The 14,923-nt window shown below is 66.2% G+C and carries 13 protein-coding genes; 5 read left to right on the top strand and 8 right to left on the bottom strand.

Features of this window, described 5'->3' with window-relative positions; genetic code table 11:
* Positions 1–82 precede the first annotated feature (82 nt).
* Complete coding sequence (locus VIK36_RS03150; RefSeq protein ID WP_324644026.1) at positions 83–1,720, bottom strand: stealth family protein; 1,638 nt, start codon at positions 1,718–1,720, stop codon at positions 83–85.
* Between the two features lie 76 nt (positions 1,721–1,796).
* Entirely contained in the window at positions 1,797–2,726 is a 930-nt protein-coding gene (locus VIK36_RS03155) for a hypothetical protein (RefSeq protein ID WP_324644027.1), read from the bottom strand.
* Positions 2,727–2,874: 148 nt separating this feature from the next.
* Here VIK36_RS03155 and VIK36_RS03160 point away from each other — a divergent pair, with 148 nt between their 5' ends.
* Together VIK36_RS03160 and VIK36_RS03165 are read left to right on the top strand one after the other, a co-directional pair.
* Entirely contained in the window at positions 2,875–3,174 is a 300-nt protein-coding gene (locus VIK36_RS03160; protein WP_026264985.1) for a type II toxin-antitoxin system VapB family antitoxin, read from the top strand.
* The gene (locus VIK36_RS03165; RefSeq protein WP_324644028.1) at positions 3,167–3,841 is read left to right on the top strand and encodes a LytR C-terminal domain-containing protein; all 675 of its coding nucleotides are present in this window, start codon (positions 3,167–3,169) and stop codon (positions 3,839–3,841) included. Before VIK36_RS03160 ends, VIK36_RS03165 begins: the two co-directional genes overlap by 8 nt.
* A 9-nt stretch (positions 3,842–3,850) precedes the next feature.
* On the opposite strand, the gene VIK36_RS03170 is transcribed toward VIK36_RS03165, so the two are convergent.
* A complete protein-coding gene (locus VIK36_RS03170) occupies positions 3,851–4,501 on the bottom strand; it encodes a TetR/AcrR family transcriptional regulator (RefSeq protein WP_159633458.1) in 651 nt (216 codons plus the stop codon).
* Between the two features lie 35 nt (positions 4,502–4,536).
* On the bottom strand, positions 4,537–5,235 hold the full coding sequence (locus VIK36_RS03175; protein ID WP_324644029.1) for a DsbA family oxidoreductase: 699 nt from the start codon (positions 5,233–5,235) through the stop codon (positions 4,537–4,539).
* Between the two features lie 214 nt (positions 5,236–5,449).
* On the opposite strand from VIK36_RS03175, the gene VIK36_RS03180 reads away from it, so the two are divergent.
* Both VIK36_RS03180 and VIK36_RS03185 read left to right on the top strand, forming a co-directional pair.
* Positions 5,450–6,511 (top strand): glycosyltransferase family 4 protein, encoded by a 1,062-nt coding sequence (locus tag VIK36_RS03180; protein WP_324644030.1) that lies wholly within the window; start codon positions 5,450–5,452, stop codon positions 6,509–6,511.
* A gap of 57 nt (positions 6,512–6,568) precedes the next feature.
* A complete protein-coding gene (locus tag VIK36_RS03185; protein WP_324644031.1) occupies positions 6,569–8,749 on the top strand; it encodes a glycogen debranching N-terminal domain-containing protein in 2,181 nt (726 codons plus the stop codon).
* Between the two features lie 4 nt (positions 8,750–8,753).
* Here the strand turns inward: VIK36_RS03185 and VIK36_RS03190 are convergent, their stop codons facing one another.
* Both VIK36_RS03190 and VIK36_RS03195 read right to left on the bottom strand, forming a co-directional pair.
* Entirely contained in the window at positions 8,754–9,287 is a 534-nt protein-coding gene (locus VIK36_RS03190; RefSeq protein ID WP_324644032.1) for a GNAT family N-acetyltransferase, read from the bottom strand.
* 25 nt (positions 9,288–9,312) lie between these two features.
* Complete coding sequence (locus VIK36_RS03195; protein WP_324644033.1) at positions 9,313–10,272, bottom strand: D-2-hydroxyacid dehydrogenase family protein; 960 nt, start codon at positions 10,270–10,272, stop codon at positions 9,313–9,315.
* Between the two features lie 145 nt (positions 10,273–10,417).
* Between VIK36_RS03195 and VIK36_RS03200 the strand changes: the two genes are divergently transcribed.
* Complete coding sequence (locus VIK36_RS03200; protein WP_255174345.1) at positions 10,418–11,611, top strand: CynX/NimT family MFS transporter; 1,194 nt, start codon at positions 10,418–10,420, stop codon at positions 11,609–11,611.
* Positions 11,612–11,802: 191 nt separating this feature from the next.
* Here the strand turns inward: VIK36_RS03200 and aceB are convergent, their stop codons facing one another.
* Both aceB and aceA read right to left on the bottom strand, forming a co-directional pair.
* Positions 11,803–13,455: a malate synthase A gene (aceB, locus tag VIK36_RS03205; protein ID WP_324644034.1), complete on the bottom strand. Its 1,653-nt coding sequence runs from the start codon at positions 13,453–13,455 to the stop codon at positions 11,803–11,805.
* A 101-nt stretch (positions 13,456–13,556) separates the two neighbouring features.
* A complete protein-coding gene (gene aceA, locus VIK36_RS03210) occupies positions 13,557–14,873 on the bottom strand; it encodes an isocitrate lyase (protein WP_324644035.1) in 1,317 nt (438 codons plus the stop codon).
* Between the last annotated feature and the right edge of the window lie 50 nt (positions 14,874–14,923).

The raw sequence follows: 14,923 nt of genomic DNA on the forward strand, positions 1-14,923 counted from the left end.
CCCTCCACACAGCACTGGGGCCGGCTCCGTCAGGGCGCCGGCCCCAGTGCTTTGGGCTTGCGGGGGTCGACGCGCGGCCGGCCTACTTCTCCCAGGGTGCCTTGATGGGGAAGTACCTTTCCAGGAAGTCCGTCACCACTTCGGCGCGCTCGTCCGCGCTGACCTCAGGAAAGCTGCCGTCGTTCAGGCAGAAGAAATCCATGTTCCGCTTTGCGAGCAGCTTGGGCAGGTACTTCAGGCCCGAGCGCATGGTGGTGTCCACGTAGCGCACCTTCGCGGCAGTCTGCGTTACGGCGCGGCCGGTCAGCAGGGCGTAGTAGTGGTAGAAGGAATTGGTCACGGAGATGTTGTCCGCTGCACGGAACCGGCTGGCCGCCGTCTTGCGGAACTCCTCCGGGAACTCCTCCTCCATCTGGCCCACCACGCTCCGCCGCAGGGGCGCAGCGGTGTGCTCCAGGTGGCGGGTGGTGATCCGGCCGAACCGGTTCCACAGGAGCTTGCGGTTCACCCGGGCGGCGTTCTCGAACCCGCTGCGCTCGGCGTCGTTCTCGCCCAGGCCAATCCTGGTTTCCGCCTCGATGAACTTGGTGATGCCGCCGGGCGTGAAGAACATGTCCGGGCCCACCGGCCGGCCAAAAAACATGTCGTCGTTGGAGTAGAGGAAGTGCTCGGACAGCCCCTCGATGTGCTGCAGCTGGCACTCCACGGCCTGTGAATTGTGCGTGGGCAGCACCGAGGGATCGGAAAAGAACTCCTCGCTCCGGACGATGGTGACGGAAGGGTGCTCCGCCAGCCAGGAAGGTGCGGGGGAGTCCGTGGCGATGAAGATCCGGCGGATCCAGGGCGCGAACATGTACACGGACCGCAGTGCGTACTTGAGTTCATTGATCTGCCGGAACCGGGCTTCATGGTCGTCGCCTTCGCCCAGGACATGTCCCTTTTGCTGGGCGCGGCGGGCCGCGATGTATTCGGGGGAGCTGCCGTCGACCCAGGAGAACACGATGTCGATGTCGAAGCTGATGTCGCTGGCATGGTCGGCAAACATGTTCTCGATGGTGGGCCACGTGTGTCCGTAGCGTTCCACGGTGCCCCGGACCGCATCCTGGCGCAGCAGCGTCCTGCGGGTCAGGGAGTTCTCGATCGGAAGAATGAGCTGTTCTCCCTCGAAGGACCACAGCTCAATCTGGACGCCGGCGGAAGCGCCGAACTCGAAACCGCCCACCGGCTCCACCCGCGGCCGGTACAGACGGAAGATGCGTCCCTGCCGGTTGGGGGACAGCTCGCCGTCCGCCACCAGGACGGACGTCTTTTTCTTCGCGTCCACGGTCATGGAGTAGAAGGGCTCGTCCCGGCACGCCTCCACCAGGGCAGCCCGGAGTTTCTTCCGGTCTTTCCAGTCCAGGGCCAGCACGGGGCGGTCATTGTTGCCGCGGACCAGGAGGTACGCCAGGCCGGCGTTTGCCAGGACGTTCCGCAGGAACAGCAGGTCTTCCACCATCGCCTGGTATGGGGTCCTGGTGTCGTTGATCAGGGCATAGCGGCCCTTGTGCCGGACGACGTCGGCCCGGTGGCTCAGCCGCCGTTCTGCCGCCGCCGATGTGATCTCGGCGTGAAATTGTTCTTCCACTGACGCCTGGGCGCCGTAGTAGACCTCGTCCTGGACCGGTGCTTCTGTAATGGTTGTCTCCGTGCTGGTGGAAGTGGGCATTCTTACCTGCATGATAGTCCTGCCTGGGTAACGGAAGGTTTCGCGGCGTTATTGCGGCGGCGCGGGGAATTCCCGGCCCGGCAGGGGCTCAGGCGTCCAGCGCCTCACGCCAGGCCCGCAGGAAGGCGCCGCCGGCGTCGTCGTGGATCACCGTGGACTCCAGCCCCAGGTCCGCTGCCGTCAGCACGAGGTAGGGCTTGCTGGGCACACCGTCCGCGGGCCGGACGTCCACGTGCTTCACGGGATGGTCGTTGTGGTGCAGCCAGTCCGCCATGGCGTAATCGGTGCGGGAATCGCCCACGGTCCGCCACGCCTGCGGGGTGATGCCCTGCGCCGCGAGGAGCTCCACCGCACGGCTGGCGCCCAGGTCCTTTCCCAGCCGCACGGACTCAATGTCCGTGGAAATAATGGTGGGATCGACGCGGTAGTCCACCTCGTCGTCGGAATTTGGCACGTGATGGTCAAGCCGGACAACGCCCAGCCCGTGGCGTGCCATGAGTTCCATCGCCTCGGCGTCGAACAGCTTCTGCTCCGCCAGGTAGTCAGCGCTGGGCACATCGATGTGCTGCTCCACTGACACCATGGCGCGCTTGGTCTCGTCAAAGAACATGTGGGCGGCATAGTCCTCGGCCACCAGCCGGCGGATGTCATCCCCGTACGCTGCCGGGACGGCGAGTTCCCGGTCCACATGGATGGGGCCGGGGCCTGCGGAGGTATAGCTGAACCAGACCGCGCCCTTTTCACAGACGGCGTGGATAACGGTTCCCGCCGGGATGCCGGCCGCGATCATGGGTTCCATGACCTGTTCGCGGATAAAGGCGTCGGAACGGCCGGTGTTGAAAATGACAGGAATCCCGGCTGCTGCGAGGGCCACCAGGTCCAGGATGATGCCGGGCTTTACGTCCCGTGTCACTGGGCTGGCCACCGGCCCGTCCACGTCCAGCAGGAGCGCCAGCGGTGGTGCGGACGGCAGGCGGATTCCGGGTGCGGACACGGCAGGGGACTCGGATACTGTCATGGGTCCATTCTGTCAGCAGGACCGCCGCCGCCCCGTGCGTGCGCCCGCCGACCCGGCCGTGTGGCGGTATGGTCACTGTTTGGCTACAACCTGGCGCGGGCCAGCCCTGCTACTTTCGCTGGGGCACCACGGTGCCTACTGTGGCATGGTGATATTCAAAGCTGTGGGCGAGGGCCGCCCTTACCCCGACCATGGTTACAGCACTCCCAAGCAGTGGGCATCGCTGCCGCCGCGGCCGGTGCGGCTGGACGAACTGGTGACCACCAAGCGCACCCTGGACCTGGAAGCGTTGCTGGCGGAAGACTCCACATTTTTCGGTGACCTGTTCCCGCACGTGGTGCAGTACCAAGGGACCCTCTACCTGGAGGATGGCCTCCACCGCGCAGTGCGGACCGCCCTGCACCAGCGCACCGCGATCCACGCCCGGGTCCTGGTGCTCGATGGCTAGCAAGCGGCCCAAGGACCCCGGCATCCTGCATGGCCACCACGTCGTTTCCGGACCGGAGCTGCGCGCCGCCATGGAAGCGGCACGGGACGCCGACGAGACCGTCCGGGTCCGCCGCCGCGTGCTGCACGGAGTGGTGCTGGTCCTGCTGATCGGAGTGATCGCCGCAGGCATCATCGTTGCCCTGGCCATCATCAACGGCCGGCTGAAGCTGCCCTCGGCCGAGCCCGCCCCGACCCCGGTGTCATCCTGTCCGGCCTCAATGTTCGATTACACGCCCACCGACAAGATCAACCTCAACGTCTACAACTCCACCAGCCGGCCCGGCCTTGCCCGCTCCGTTGCGGACGAACTGCTGGCACGCAAGTTCGTGGTGGGAAACGTATCGAATGTCAACGCCGGCTACCGGGGCGTGGCCGCGGTGGTGTCAGGCGCCGCAGGCCAGGCGGCGGCGTTCACGGTGCAGCGCCATGTGCCCGGATCCGATTACTTCCAGGACGGCAGGACAGACGCCAGCGTGGACGTCATCCTGGCGCAGGATTACAAAGCGCTGGTCCCACCGGAACTGGTGGACCAGACACCGGGAAAGCTCAGCTGCCCGCGGGAGAACCGGCGCACGGCGGACACGGACAAGCTGCCCGTCATGCCCGCCGCCGCTCCTACGCCCTGACCGCCGGACTCAGCCGGCCACAGCCGGGAGCTGTCCGACGCGCACGGGCCGGCCGCCGTCGTCGAACCTGGCGCCAGCGCCCAACTGGATGAAGCGCACGGTCCGTGCCACGCGCGCCTCCAGTTCCGCCGGCTCGTCGCTGCCCCTCGCGGCACTTGAGGACAAGGTGCCCAGGATCAGCTGGGACTGCTGGCCCACATCCGCCACCGGCAGGTAGCCCTGCTCCATGCCGTCACGCAGGATGCCCTGCAGCAGGACGCTGAGCTCGCCCACATGGTCGGAGAGCTTGGCAAAGGACGACGGCGACAGCACCGCCCCCATGGCAGGCCCCGGCGGGAGGTGGCGGCGGCTGAGGTCAACCACCTGGGCGCGGACGTACAGCGCCAGCCGCTCCACCGGGTTCTCCAAACGGTTCAGCGATTCGCGCAGGTCGGAGAGGAATTTCTCGGTCTCGTCCAGGGCATAGGAGATCAGCAGTTCTTCGATGTCCGCGTAGTAGTTGTACACGGCGGTGCGGCCCACACCTGCGTGCCGGGCCACATCCGTCATGGTCAACCCCGGAAGGCCGTGGGTGAAAAGGAGCTCGCCGAAAGCGGTGAGGATGCGGCGCTGGGTGTCCGCGCGTTGTTCGGCGTTGCTGGCGGCTGAAATCCTGGGCATGCAGACACTTTACCGCGATGTGTCAGTAAAAGATGCTAAACCGCGCAGCCGTCCGGGCCGCACGCGTCAGCTTCCGAGGAATTGACCAGGACCAGCGGGTTGGCGTCCTGCCAGGCCTGGTTAAGGGCAGCGGTGAACGTCTCCGTGGGCTGGGCGCCGGACAATCCGAACTTCCGGTCGATTACGAAGAAGGGAACGCCGCTGATCCCGAGGCCTTGGGCCTCCTGGAAGTCGAACCGGACCTCGTCCGAGTACTTGTCGGTGGTGAAGAGTTCCTCCACCTCGTTGGCCGGCAGGCCCAGGTCCGCGCCCACGGACGTGAGGTAATCCCGGCTGCCAATGTCCTTGCCGTGCTCAAAGTGGTCGCTGAGCAGGCGCTCCTTGGCCGCATCCTGCCTGCCGTGGGCTGCCGCGAGGTGGATCAGGCGGTGGGCGGTGAAACTGTTGGCCACCACAACCTTGTCGAACCGGTAGTCCAGGCCTTCACCCTTGGCCTGCTGGGCCACGTGCTCGAACATCTGCGAGACCTGCGGCGCGGGCATTCCCTTGCGGCTGCTCAGGTACTCCAGTTCGGTCCCGTCGTAGTGCTCCGGCAGTGTTGGGTCCAGCTGGTAGCTGCGCCACACCACGTCGACGGCTTCACGGTGGGGAAACGCTGCCAAGGCAGCTTCGAACCGGCGCTTGCCGATGAAACACCAGGGGCAGGCAACGTCCGACCAGATCTCAATCTTCATGTCCTGCATAACCCGGCCGCCCGGACAGCCATTCCGGCGCTTGCCGTGAGATGGGCCACATTCAACCCTTGTGGCCGGGGCATTCGTGGGCAATAGTTCTGAAGTAGGTGAAGCAGACGCCATGGAAATGTCGAACACCGCGGGGCAGGCATGCCCGGCGGCGGCAGGTGCCTTGCGGCTGGGGAGCTCGGGCCTCGTCATCTGGAGGCCAGATATGCGTATCGGAGTTATTGCAGGACCGTGGATTCCCATTCCACCGGGTACCTATGGCGGCATTGAAAGAGTGGTGGACACCCTGGCGCGCGGGTTCGTCGCCGCCGGCCATGAGGTGTTGCTGGCGGCCCCTTCCGAAAGTACCTGCCCTGTACCGAAGGTACCGGGGATGCGGCCAGCATCCCGGGATGAGCTGGGCTTCACGATGTCCGAGCTCAGCCATGTCATCCGCGCATACAAGGGACTCCAGGATGTGGACATCATCCATGACCACACACTGGCCGGGCCCCTTTACGCGCACAGGCCTCCTAAGGTGCCGGTGGTAACCACCATCCACGGGCCGCTCCACCAAGACGCCGAAGACCTGTACCGGGCCATGGCCCGGGACGTCGCCATCGTGGCGATATCGCGGGACCAGGCGTCCCATGCCCCGGAAGTCCCCGTCACGCAGGTGATCCATCACGGCATGGACGTTTCCGCCGTCCCGATCGGAAGCGGGCGCGGCGGTTACCTGTGCTTCGTGGGCCGAGCATGCGAGGACAAGGGGCTGCTGGAGGCAATAACCATCGCACGGCAGGCAGGTGTGCATCTGAAAATCGCTGTGAAAATGCGGGAGCCCGAGGAGATCCGCTACTTCCGGGAGGTTATTGAGCCGATACTTGGCCCCAACGAGGATTTTGTGGGGGAGGTGGATGACGCCGCCAAGTACCGACTGATGGGTGAGGCGCTGGCCTTCCTGAACCCCATCCAGTGGTCCGAGCCTTTCGGCCTGGTCATGATCGAGGCGATGGCCACCGGAACTCCCGTCATCGGCACGCGCATCGGCTCGGCCCCGGAAATTGTTGAGCACGGCCGCACCGGCTTCTTGGGGGATACCCAGCAGTTGAGCGGCTTTATTGAAGCGGCCGCCGGCTTGAGCAGGGAACGGTGCCGGGCATCAGTGGAGGAGCGGTTCAGTGCCCAGCGGATGGTGGCACAGCATCTCAGGCTCTTTGATGACCTGCTGGCCGGGAGATTGCCGGGAGGGGTTCCGGTTACCACGCCTGTGCACCAAAATCGATAAGGGGGCGGGCGGCCATTCGGCTCCCGGCAGCAATCCGCCTGAGAAGGGAGTCCTTCCATGACCGCCTGGAACGAAGATAATGAGGCCTCGGGCTCCGACGTGGGTGCCGTCACCGTTCTGGAAGGTTCTTCGTTTTGTATTTCGGCGGGGACCGGCGACATCAGTCACGACGGGGGCACGAACGGGGCGTTCTACCAGGACACCCGGATCGTTTCGCGCTGGGTGCTGCGCATCAACGGCTCGCGGCGCGAACCATTGTCAGCCCAAAAGCCGCAGCCTTTCGAGGCGACATTTGTTGGCCGCGCCACCTGGCCGGGAGGCCGGTTCGACAGTCCCCTGGTAGTCCGCCATGTCCGCCACATCGGGCCGGGCCTGCAAGACGACATCACCCTGCAGAACTACGCTGCGGAACCCGTTGAGTGTGCCATCGAACTTCTCGTGGACGCAGACCAGGCCGACCTCTTCGACGTGAAAGGCGGCCGGACAACAGGACCCGATGACACAACCCGCACCGTGGTGGATGGAAAGCTCATCATTGAAGCATCCCGGCACGGCCAGCAGCGGGGTTCCGCCATCGGGGCCCGGGGTGCTGAGGTGGAGACTGACGGGCTACGGTTCAACGTCACCGTTCCGGCCCGCGGCAAATGGAGCACCAGCGTCATCGTGGTGCCGCTGGTCAATGGGGAAGCCCCGGAAAAGCCCTTCACCGAAGGCCAACTCCCGCACCACCGTGAGGGCGTGCGGCGCCACCTGGCGTGGGAGGAGAACGTTCCGCGGATCAGCATCGAGGACACCAGCTTCCAGAACGTGCTCAACCGCAGCCAAAGTGACCTTGGTGCACTCCGCATTTTCGATGCCCGCCATCCCAACCGCGCCGCGGTCGCAGCGGGGGCGCCCTGGTTCATGGCGCTGTTCGGGCGGGACTCGCTGCTCACGTCCTACATGAGCATGATGGTCAACCCCAATCTTGCCCTGGGCACGCTGCAGACCCTGGCCGGTATCCAGGGGAAGAAGGTGGACGTGGACTCCGAGGAGGAACCGGGCCGCATTCCCCATGAGGTGCGCTTGGGCGTCACTGCCGGCCTGTCGCTGGGCGGCACCGCGTACTACGGCACGGCCGACGCCACTCCGCTCTTCGTATCCACCCTGGGCGAGTTAAGCCGGTGGGGGTTGTCACGGGATGCGATCCAGCCGCTGCTGGCGCACGCGGACCGCGCCCTGGAATGGATTGAAAGGTACGGCGACCGCGACGGCGACGGCTTCGTTGAATACCTGCGGCCAAACGACCATGGCCTGGTCAACCAAGGCTGGAAGGACTCCTGGGACGGCATTAATTTCGCGGACGGGACCATCGCGGAGGCCCCGATCGCGCTCTGCGAAGTCCAGGCCTATGTCTACTCCGCCTACCTTGGCAGGTCGCTGCTGGCCCACTGGACCGGAGATTCGGACCTGGAAAAGCACTGGGCCGACAAGGCGGCAGCCTTCAAGGAGGAGTTCAACAAGAAGTTTTGGCTTCCTGACAAGGGCTATTTTGCGGTGGCGCTGGACAAGGACAAACGGCACGTCGATGCGCTGACGTCGAACATCGGCCACTGCCTGTGGACGGGTATCGTGGACGAGGACAAAGCAACGTCCGTCATGGAAAACCTGATGTCCCCGCAGATGTTCACAGGCTGGGGTATCCGCACCCTCGCCTCCGACATGGGCGCCTACAACCCCGTCAGCTACCACAACGGCTCGGTGTGGCCGCACGACACTGCGCTGGTAGCCACGGGGTTGATGCGTTATGGGTTCGTGGACGAGGCCAAGAGGGTGGCCCTGGGCATCCTCGATGCTGCCCAGCATTTTGACGGCCGGCTGCCGGAGCTGTTCTGCGGGTTCGACCGCGGCGAGTTGCCGGGCCCCGTTCCCTATCCCACCGCATGCTCACCGCAGGCCTGGGCCGCGGCCGCACCGGTGCAGCTTGCACGGATCCTGTTGCGTTTCGACCCTGTGTTCACCCGCGGGGTGGTGCACTTGGCGCCGATCCTGCCGGAGTCCGTGGGTTCGTTCAGGGCCGAAAATGTCCTGCTGGACACCAGCCGGGTGACCATCAGCGCCACCGGATCGAGCGGCACCATCGAGGGCCTCCCGCCTGGGCTGAAGCTCCTGGCCGAACCGCGGCCGCCGCTGGCCTACCCGTTGGAGGAACCACTGGCAGGCCCAGGCATCCGGAGGCTGCATCAACCGGGAACGTGAGCGGTTATGGCAGGGGACGCTCCAGGACGAAGTCGTGCTCCACGGTGCTGCCCAGCCGGAACGATTTGGTACCCACCTTCCGGAATCCGGACTTCCCGTAGAAGCGGATGGCGCGGACATTCTGGCTGTTCACACCCAGCCAGGCCCCGGCGCCGCCGGAAGATGCGGCCGCCTGGAGGCTTGCGTGCATGAGTTCTGCGGCCGCGCCCAGCCCGTGATAGTCCGGGTGGACATAGCATTTGCTGATTTCCACGGACGGCAGCAGCGTCAGCACGGAAGCCACGTCCGGGTCCGCTGCGGGCCTGTCCACCAGGAGGCTGTAGCCGCAGAGCTGCCCGTTGGTGTCGATGACCAGGACGGTGATGTCCGGGTCGGCGAGGTAGCCCTTGAAGTGCTCCTCGCTGAGCGTGTTGGCCAGGTGGGCGGCAATGTCGGCAGGTGACGACGACGGCGGGCAGGCCAGCGGAAAGGTGACGGCTGCCAGCCCGGCGAGGGGGCCGGCGTCGTCCGCTGTTGCCGTGCGGATGATGTGGGTCATTCGGTTGCTCCGGTAGTAAAAAGGGTCAGGCCGTGAGGGTTCGGATGGGGGAGCCGGCAAGCCAGGCGGTGACGTCCTCCAGGGCGCCGCCGTAGAACTGGCGGTAGCTTTCCTGCGTGACATAGCCCAGGTGGGGGGACAGCACGGTGTTCGGGGCGGCCAGGAGCGGGTGGCCGGCCCGCAGGGGTTCCTGGTCGAAGACGTCCAGGGCGGCGCCGCGGATCCATCCTTCGTTCAATGCCCTGATCAGGGCTTCCTGGTCAACGAGTGGCCCCCGGGCGGTGTTGACGAGGATGCCCTCCGGTCCCAGCAGCCGCAGCTCGGCCTCGCCCACGGTGTTTTCCGACCGCGGGGAGAGCCTCAGATGGAGGGTGGCGACGTCGGCCACCGTGAAGAGCTCCTCCTTGGACACCAGCCGGGCCCCGGCCTCTTTGGCCGTCTCCGCCGTGAGGTTCTGGCTCCACGCCACGACGTCCATCCCGAAAGCCTGCCCGTAAGCGGCCACCCGCCGGCCGATTTTGCCCAGTCCCACGATGCCCAGCGTCTTGCCGGCCAGCTCAAAGCCCACCGTTGACTGCCAGGTACCCGCCCGGAGGGAGCTTTCCTCGGCAGGAAGGTGCCGGGCGATGGCCAGCAGGAGGGCCCAGGTCAGTTCGGGCGCGGCCGTGGGTGAGCCGGGCGTGCCGCACACCGTCACCCCGTGCTCGGCCGCCGCCGCCACGTCGATGGCGGCATTCGCCATCCCCGTGGTGACCAGCAGCTCAAGCGCCGGCAGTTTCTCGAACACTTCGCGGGGGAACGCCGTCCGCTCCCGCATCGCGATCACCATGGTGGTGTCCGCCAGCGCCGAAACCAGCGCGTCGCCGGAAGCAAAAGGCTCCCGGTAGGACGTCACCGTGACCCCTTCGGCCTCCAACGCCGTGAAGTCGGCGAAGCCGTGGGCCACGTCCTGGTAGTCATCGAGGATGGCAAGGCGGTGCGTCATCGGTGTCCTTCGCAGTGTGTCCTACGTCCTTGGGTCACGTTCATCGTATGGCAGGGCCGTCCGGGAGGGTGCCTGAAACTCCAGCACCGCGGAGCGTGATAGCAATGGGAGTGATGAATCCACGCCCATTCCCGATTTTGACCCTGTGAGCAGCCGCGTCCTGTCCCGCGTCCCGAAGAGCTGGGTCCTGCTGGCCTGCATCGGCCTGCTGGCGCTGAACCTCCGTGGCCCGTTCGTGGCCGTTGCGCCCCTGGTGGACCTCATGCAGGCGGAACTGCACTTTTCGCCGGTCATGCTGGGGCTGCTGACCAGCATCCCTGTGCTCTGCTTCTCGCTCGCGGCTCCGCTGGCGTCCCTGGCCGCCCGGAAGTTCGGTGCCGAGTTCGCCGTGACGCTGACCATCCTGGGGGTCCTGGCCGGCGTGCTGCTCCGCTCCGCGGGAGGACCGGTCCTGGTGGTGGCCGGCACGGTGGTCATCGGGGTGGCCATCACCATAGGCAACATCGCGGTGCCATTGATCATCCGCCGCGATTTCGCTCCCCGACGGCAGGGGACCGCGATGGGAATCTACACCGCAGCCCTGAATATCGGGTCCTTCCTGACCTCGGTGATCATGGCCCCGCTCGCGGCAGTGACCGGGTGGCGGCTTGCCTTGGGTGCCGTCGCCGTCCTGGCCGTCGCCGCGGTGGTGGTGTGGGTGCTGGCAGTGGGGCCCCGGACGGCTTTCCTGGCCGAGGCCGAAGACGGCGGGGACACGCCCCGGGCCCCGGCAAGCCGTTCCGGCTGGACTACTGCAGGGCTCACGGCTGGCTTCGGCGGCCAGGCGTTCTCCTATTACGGCGTCACGGCATGGCTGCCGAGCTACCTGCACGACGAACTGGGAATGAACGCAGCCCAGGCCGGCGCCGCGTCCTCAATCTTCCAGATCCTGGCCATCGTGGGCGGACTCGGCGTGCCTTTCGCGGCCAAATACATGAATACGACGGCGGTGGCGGTCACCCTGGGTACGTTGTGGCTTGCCGTTCCGGTGGGGCTGCTTTTCCTGCCGCAGCTGTGGTGGCTGTGGTCCACCTCCGGCGGGATCGCCCAGGGCGGCGGCATCACCCTGATCTTCATCGCCATCATCAAGCTGGCCCGCGACCAGGCCTCGGCCGGCCGGATGTCCGCCACTGTCCAGGGCCTGGGATACTGCCTCGCCGCCGTCGCGCCGCCGCTGGTGGGCTTCGTCCACGACAGCTCAGCATCGTGGACGCCGGCCCTGCTGGTCATCCTGGTGTCGGTGCTGACCTTCTTCGTCAGCACCACCCTGTCCGTGCGGCAGGTGCCGAAGGGGCGCTAAGGCGAGGCCCGCCGTCGTACGTTCCCTTAGACGCCCGCTCACTGCAGCAAACAAGGCAACGCCCGCCCACTCTCCCTGGGGAAAGTGGGCGGGCGTCATACGGGGTGCTCCGTTGCCGGACCGGCGCCCCGGATTTCGGGGGGCCTGTTGCGAAGGGCGTGCCGGCCCGGCAGACGGAAGTACTGGTGGGGTCAGGCCGCGGTGAGCTCCTCGACGGTGGCCTTTTCACGGGCCTCGGTCAGGTAGCGGGCGTAGGCCGGCAGGGTGAGGAAGGTCGGGAACTCCCGGCTGAGCGTGACCTCTTCGAAGATGTCGCGGGCGTCCTCGAACCGGTCGCCGTCGAAGCGTTCCAGCCGGGCGAATTCCTCGTCCAGGAGGTCCTCAACCCATTCGTGGCTGATGATCTCGCCGTGGTCCGTGATGGCCCGGGCGTAGATCCACTGCCAGAGCTGGGACCGGGAGATCTCGGCGGTGGCGGCGTCCTCCATGAGGTTGTGGATGGCCACTGCGCCGTTGCCGCGGAGCCAGGATTCGATGTAGCGGATGCCCACCTCGATGTTGTTCCGGATGCCCTGTTCGGTGATGGTGCCGGTGGTGGCGGCAACGTCGATCAGGGCGCGGTCGTCCGGGGTGACGTCCTCGCGGAGCCGGTCCAGCTGGTTCGGCTTGCTGCCCAGGACGCCGTCGAACACTTCGCGGCACACGGGCACCAGGTCGGGGTGGGCCACCCAGGAGCCGTCGAAGCCGTCGTTGGCCTCGCGGGTCTTGTCTGCGCGGACCTTCTCCATAGCGTTGGCGTTGGCTTCGGGGTCCTTGCGGTTGGGGACGGCTGCTGCCATGCCGCCGATGGCCATGGCGCCGCGCTTGTGGCAGGCGCGGACCAGCTGTTCGGTGTAGGCGCGCATGAAGGGCTGGGTCATGGTGACCTGGCCGCGGTCCGGCAGGACGAAGCGGGGGCCGCGGGTGCGGAAGTTCTTGATCAGGGAGAAGATGTAGTCCCAGCGGCCGGCGTTCAGGCCTGCGGCGTGGTCGCGCAGTTCGTAGAGGATCTCCTCCATTTCGAAGGCTGCGGTGATGGTCTCGATCAGCACCGTGGCGCGGATGGTGCCCTGCGGGATCCCGAGCAGGTCCTGGGCCAGGATGAAGATGTCGTTCCACAGCCGGGCTTCGAGGTGGTTCTCGATCTTGGGCAGGTAGAAGTACGGTCCCTTGCCCTGGGCCAGCAGGCGGCGGGCGTTGTGGAAGAAGAACAGGCCGAAGTCCACGATGCCGCCGGCGATGGGCTGGCCGTCGATGAGCATGTGCTTTTCCGGCAGGTGCCAGCCGCGGGGACGGACCACAATGGTGGGCAGCTCGCCGGCCGGGCGGAGCTTGTATTCCTTGCCCTCCTCGGACGTGAAGTCGATCCGGCGCTCCAGGGCGTCGGTGAGGTTCAGCTGGCCCTTGATGACGTTCCGCCACGTGGGGGTGGAGGAGTCCTCCATGTCAGCCAGCCACACCTTGGCACCCGAGTTCAGGGCGTTGATGGTCATCTTCTTGTCCACCGGGCCCGTGATTTCGACGCGGCGGTCCTCCAGGCCGGGTGCCGGGGGAGCGACCCGCCAGGACGGGTCATTGCGGATGTGCTCGGTCTCCCGCAGGAAACGGGGGTCCGCTCCGGCGGCGATGTCAGCCCGCCGTGTGCGCCGTGCCTGCAGCAGCTCCTGCCGCCGCTCGGCGGTGGCCCGGTGCAGCTTCGCAATAAAGGAGAGTGCATCCGGCGTCAGCACCTCGTCCTGCCGGCAAATCGGCTGCGCGGTCAAGGTAATGCCGTTGATCGTAAAGCTATCGGTGAAGCTGTTCATGGGAATCTCCTGGTAACCCCGGTTGCTCCATCACTTTTGGTTGCCAAGGCGGCCTGTTAGGGGCCAAAAGTGATAGAGCAACGAGCGGGAAAGGCTGGGTTTTAGTGGAACTGTCCCTCTTCGGTCGATCCGACCAGTGCGAGGGTGGACGCGTTCGGGTTGAGCGCCGTGGAGATGGTGTCGAAGTAGCCGGTGCCGACTTCGCGCTGGTGCTTGGTTGCGGTGTAGCCGCGGGACTCGGAGGCGAATTCCTTTTCCTGGAGTTCGACGTAGGCGCTCATGCCTTCACGGGCGTAGCCGTGGGCGAGATCGAACATCGAGTAGTTCAGGGCGTGGAAGCCGGCCAGGGTGATGAACTGGAACGTGAAGCCCATGGCGCCGAGTTCACGCTGGAACTTGGCGATGGTGTCGTCGTCCAGGTGCTTGCGCCAGTTGAACGACGGCGAGCAGTTGTAGGAGAGCATCTGGTCCGGGAACTCGGCCTTGACGGATTCGGCGAACTTGCGGGCCAGCTCCAGGTCCGGCGTGCCGGTTTCCATCCAGATGAGGTCGGAGTACGGGGCGTAGGCCTTGGCGCGGGCGATGCAGGGTTCGATGCCGTTGCGGACCTTGTAGAAGCCCTCGGCGGTGCGCTCGCCGGTGATGAATTCCTGGTCGCGCTCGTCGACGTCGGAGGTGATGAGGGTGGCGGCCTCGGCGTCGGTGCGGGCGATGACGACGGTGGGGGTTCCCGCGACGTCGGCTGCAAGGCGCGCGGCGTTCAGCGTGCGGACGTGCTGCTGGGTGGGGATCAGCACCTTGCCGCCGAGGTGGCCGCACTTCTTCTCCGAGGCGAGCTGGTCCTCCCAGTGAACACCGGACGCGCCGGCCTGGATCATGGACTTCATGAGTTCGTAGGCGTTCAGCGGGCCGCCGAAGCCGGCTTCGGCGTCGGCAACGATCGGGACCAGCCAGTCCTCAACGGTCTGGATCCCTTCGGAAAATTCGATCTGGTCCGCCCGGAGCAGGGCGTTGTTGATGCGGCGGACCACGGTGGGGACCGAGTTGGCCGGGTAGAGAGACTGGTCCGGGTAGGTGTGGCCGGAGTTGTTGGCGTCGGCCGCGACCTGCCAGCCGGAGAGGTAGATGGCGCGCAGGCCGGCTTTGACCTGCTGCACGGCCTGGTTGCCGGTAAGGGCGCCCAGAGCGTTGGTGTAACCGCCGGTCTTGTGCTCTTCGGTGAGCTGCTTCCACAGCTTTTCCGAACCACGGCGTGCCAGGGTGTGCTCTTCGGAGACGCGGCCGCGGAGGCGGACGACGTCGGAGGCTGAGTAGTCCCGGGTCACACCTTCCCAGCGGGGGTTGGCGGCCCACTCGAGCTCCAGGGCGGCGGCCTGCTCTTCGGGCGTCTGCTGGGTGGGCTCAAATGCTGCAGTCATCGTTGATCTCCTTGATTGAGCTCCGGACGGGGTAGGTGGGAACCGCGTCG

This window comes from Pseudarthrobacter sp. LT1 (genome assembly GCF_035621795.1).
GTDB lineage: Bacteria > Actinomycetota > Actinomycetes > Actinomycetales > Micrococcaceae > Arthrobacter.

Coding starts and splice junctions, on each gene's coding strand:
- aceA (WP_324644035.1), bottom strand. CDS start 14,873: ATGACTGCAGCATTTGAGCCCACCCAGCAGACGCCCGAAGAGCAGGCC.
- VIK36_RS03190 (WP_324644032.1), bottom strand. CDS start 9,287: ATGACCCACATCATCCGCACGGCAACAGCGGACGACGCCGGCCCCCTC.
- VIK36_RS03175 (WP_324644029.1), bottom strand. CDS start 5,235: ATGAAGATTGAGATCTGGTCGGACGTTGCCTGCCCCTGGTGTTTCATC.
- VIK36_RS03195 (WP_324644033.1), bottom strand. CDS start 10,272: ATGACGCACCGCCTTGCCATCCTCGATGACTACCAGGACGTGGCCCAC.
- VIK36_RS03155 (WP_324644027.1), bottom strand. CDS start 2,726: ATGACAGTATCCGAGTCCCCTGCCGTGTCCGCACCCGGAATCCGCCTG.
- VIK36_RS03165 (WP_324644028.1), top strand. CDS start 3,167: ATGGCTAGCAAGCGGCCCAAGGACCCCGGCATCCTGCATGGCCACCAC.
- aceB (WP_324644034.1), bottom strand. CDS start 13,455: ATGAACAGCTTCACCGATAGCTTTACGATCAACGGCATTACCTTGACC.
- VIK36_RS03185 (WP_324644031.1), top strand. CDS start 6,569: ATGACCGCCTGGAACGAAGATAATGAGGCCTCGGGCTCCGACGTGGGT.
- VIK36_RS03180 (WP_324644030.1), top strand. CDS start 5,450: ATGCGTATCGGAGTTATTGCAGGACCGTGGATTCCCATTCCACCGGGT.
- VIK36_RS03150 (WP_324644026.1), bottom strand. CDS start 1,720: ATGCAGGTAAGAATGCCCACTTCCACCAGCACGGAGACAACCATTACA.
- VIK36_RS03170 (WP_159633458.1), bottom strand. CDS start 4,501: ATGCCCAGGATTTCAGCCGCCAGCAACGCCGAACAACGCGCGGACACC.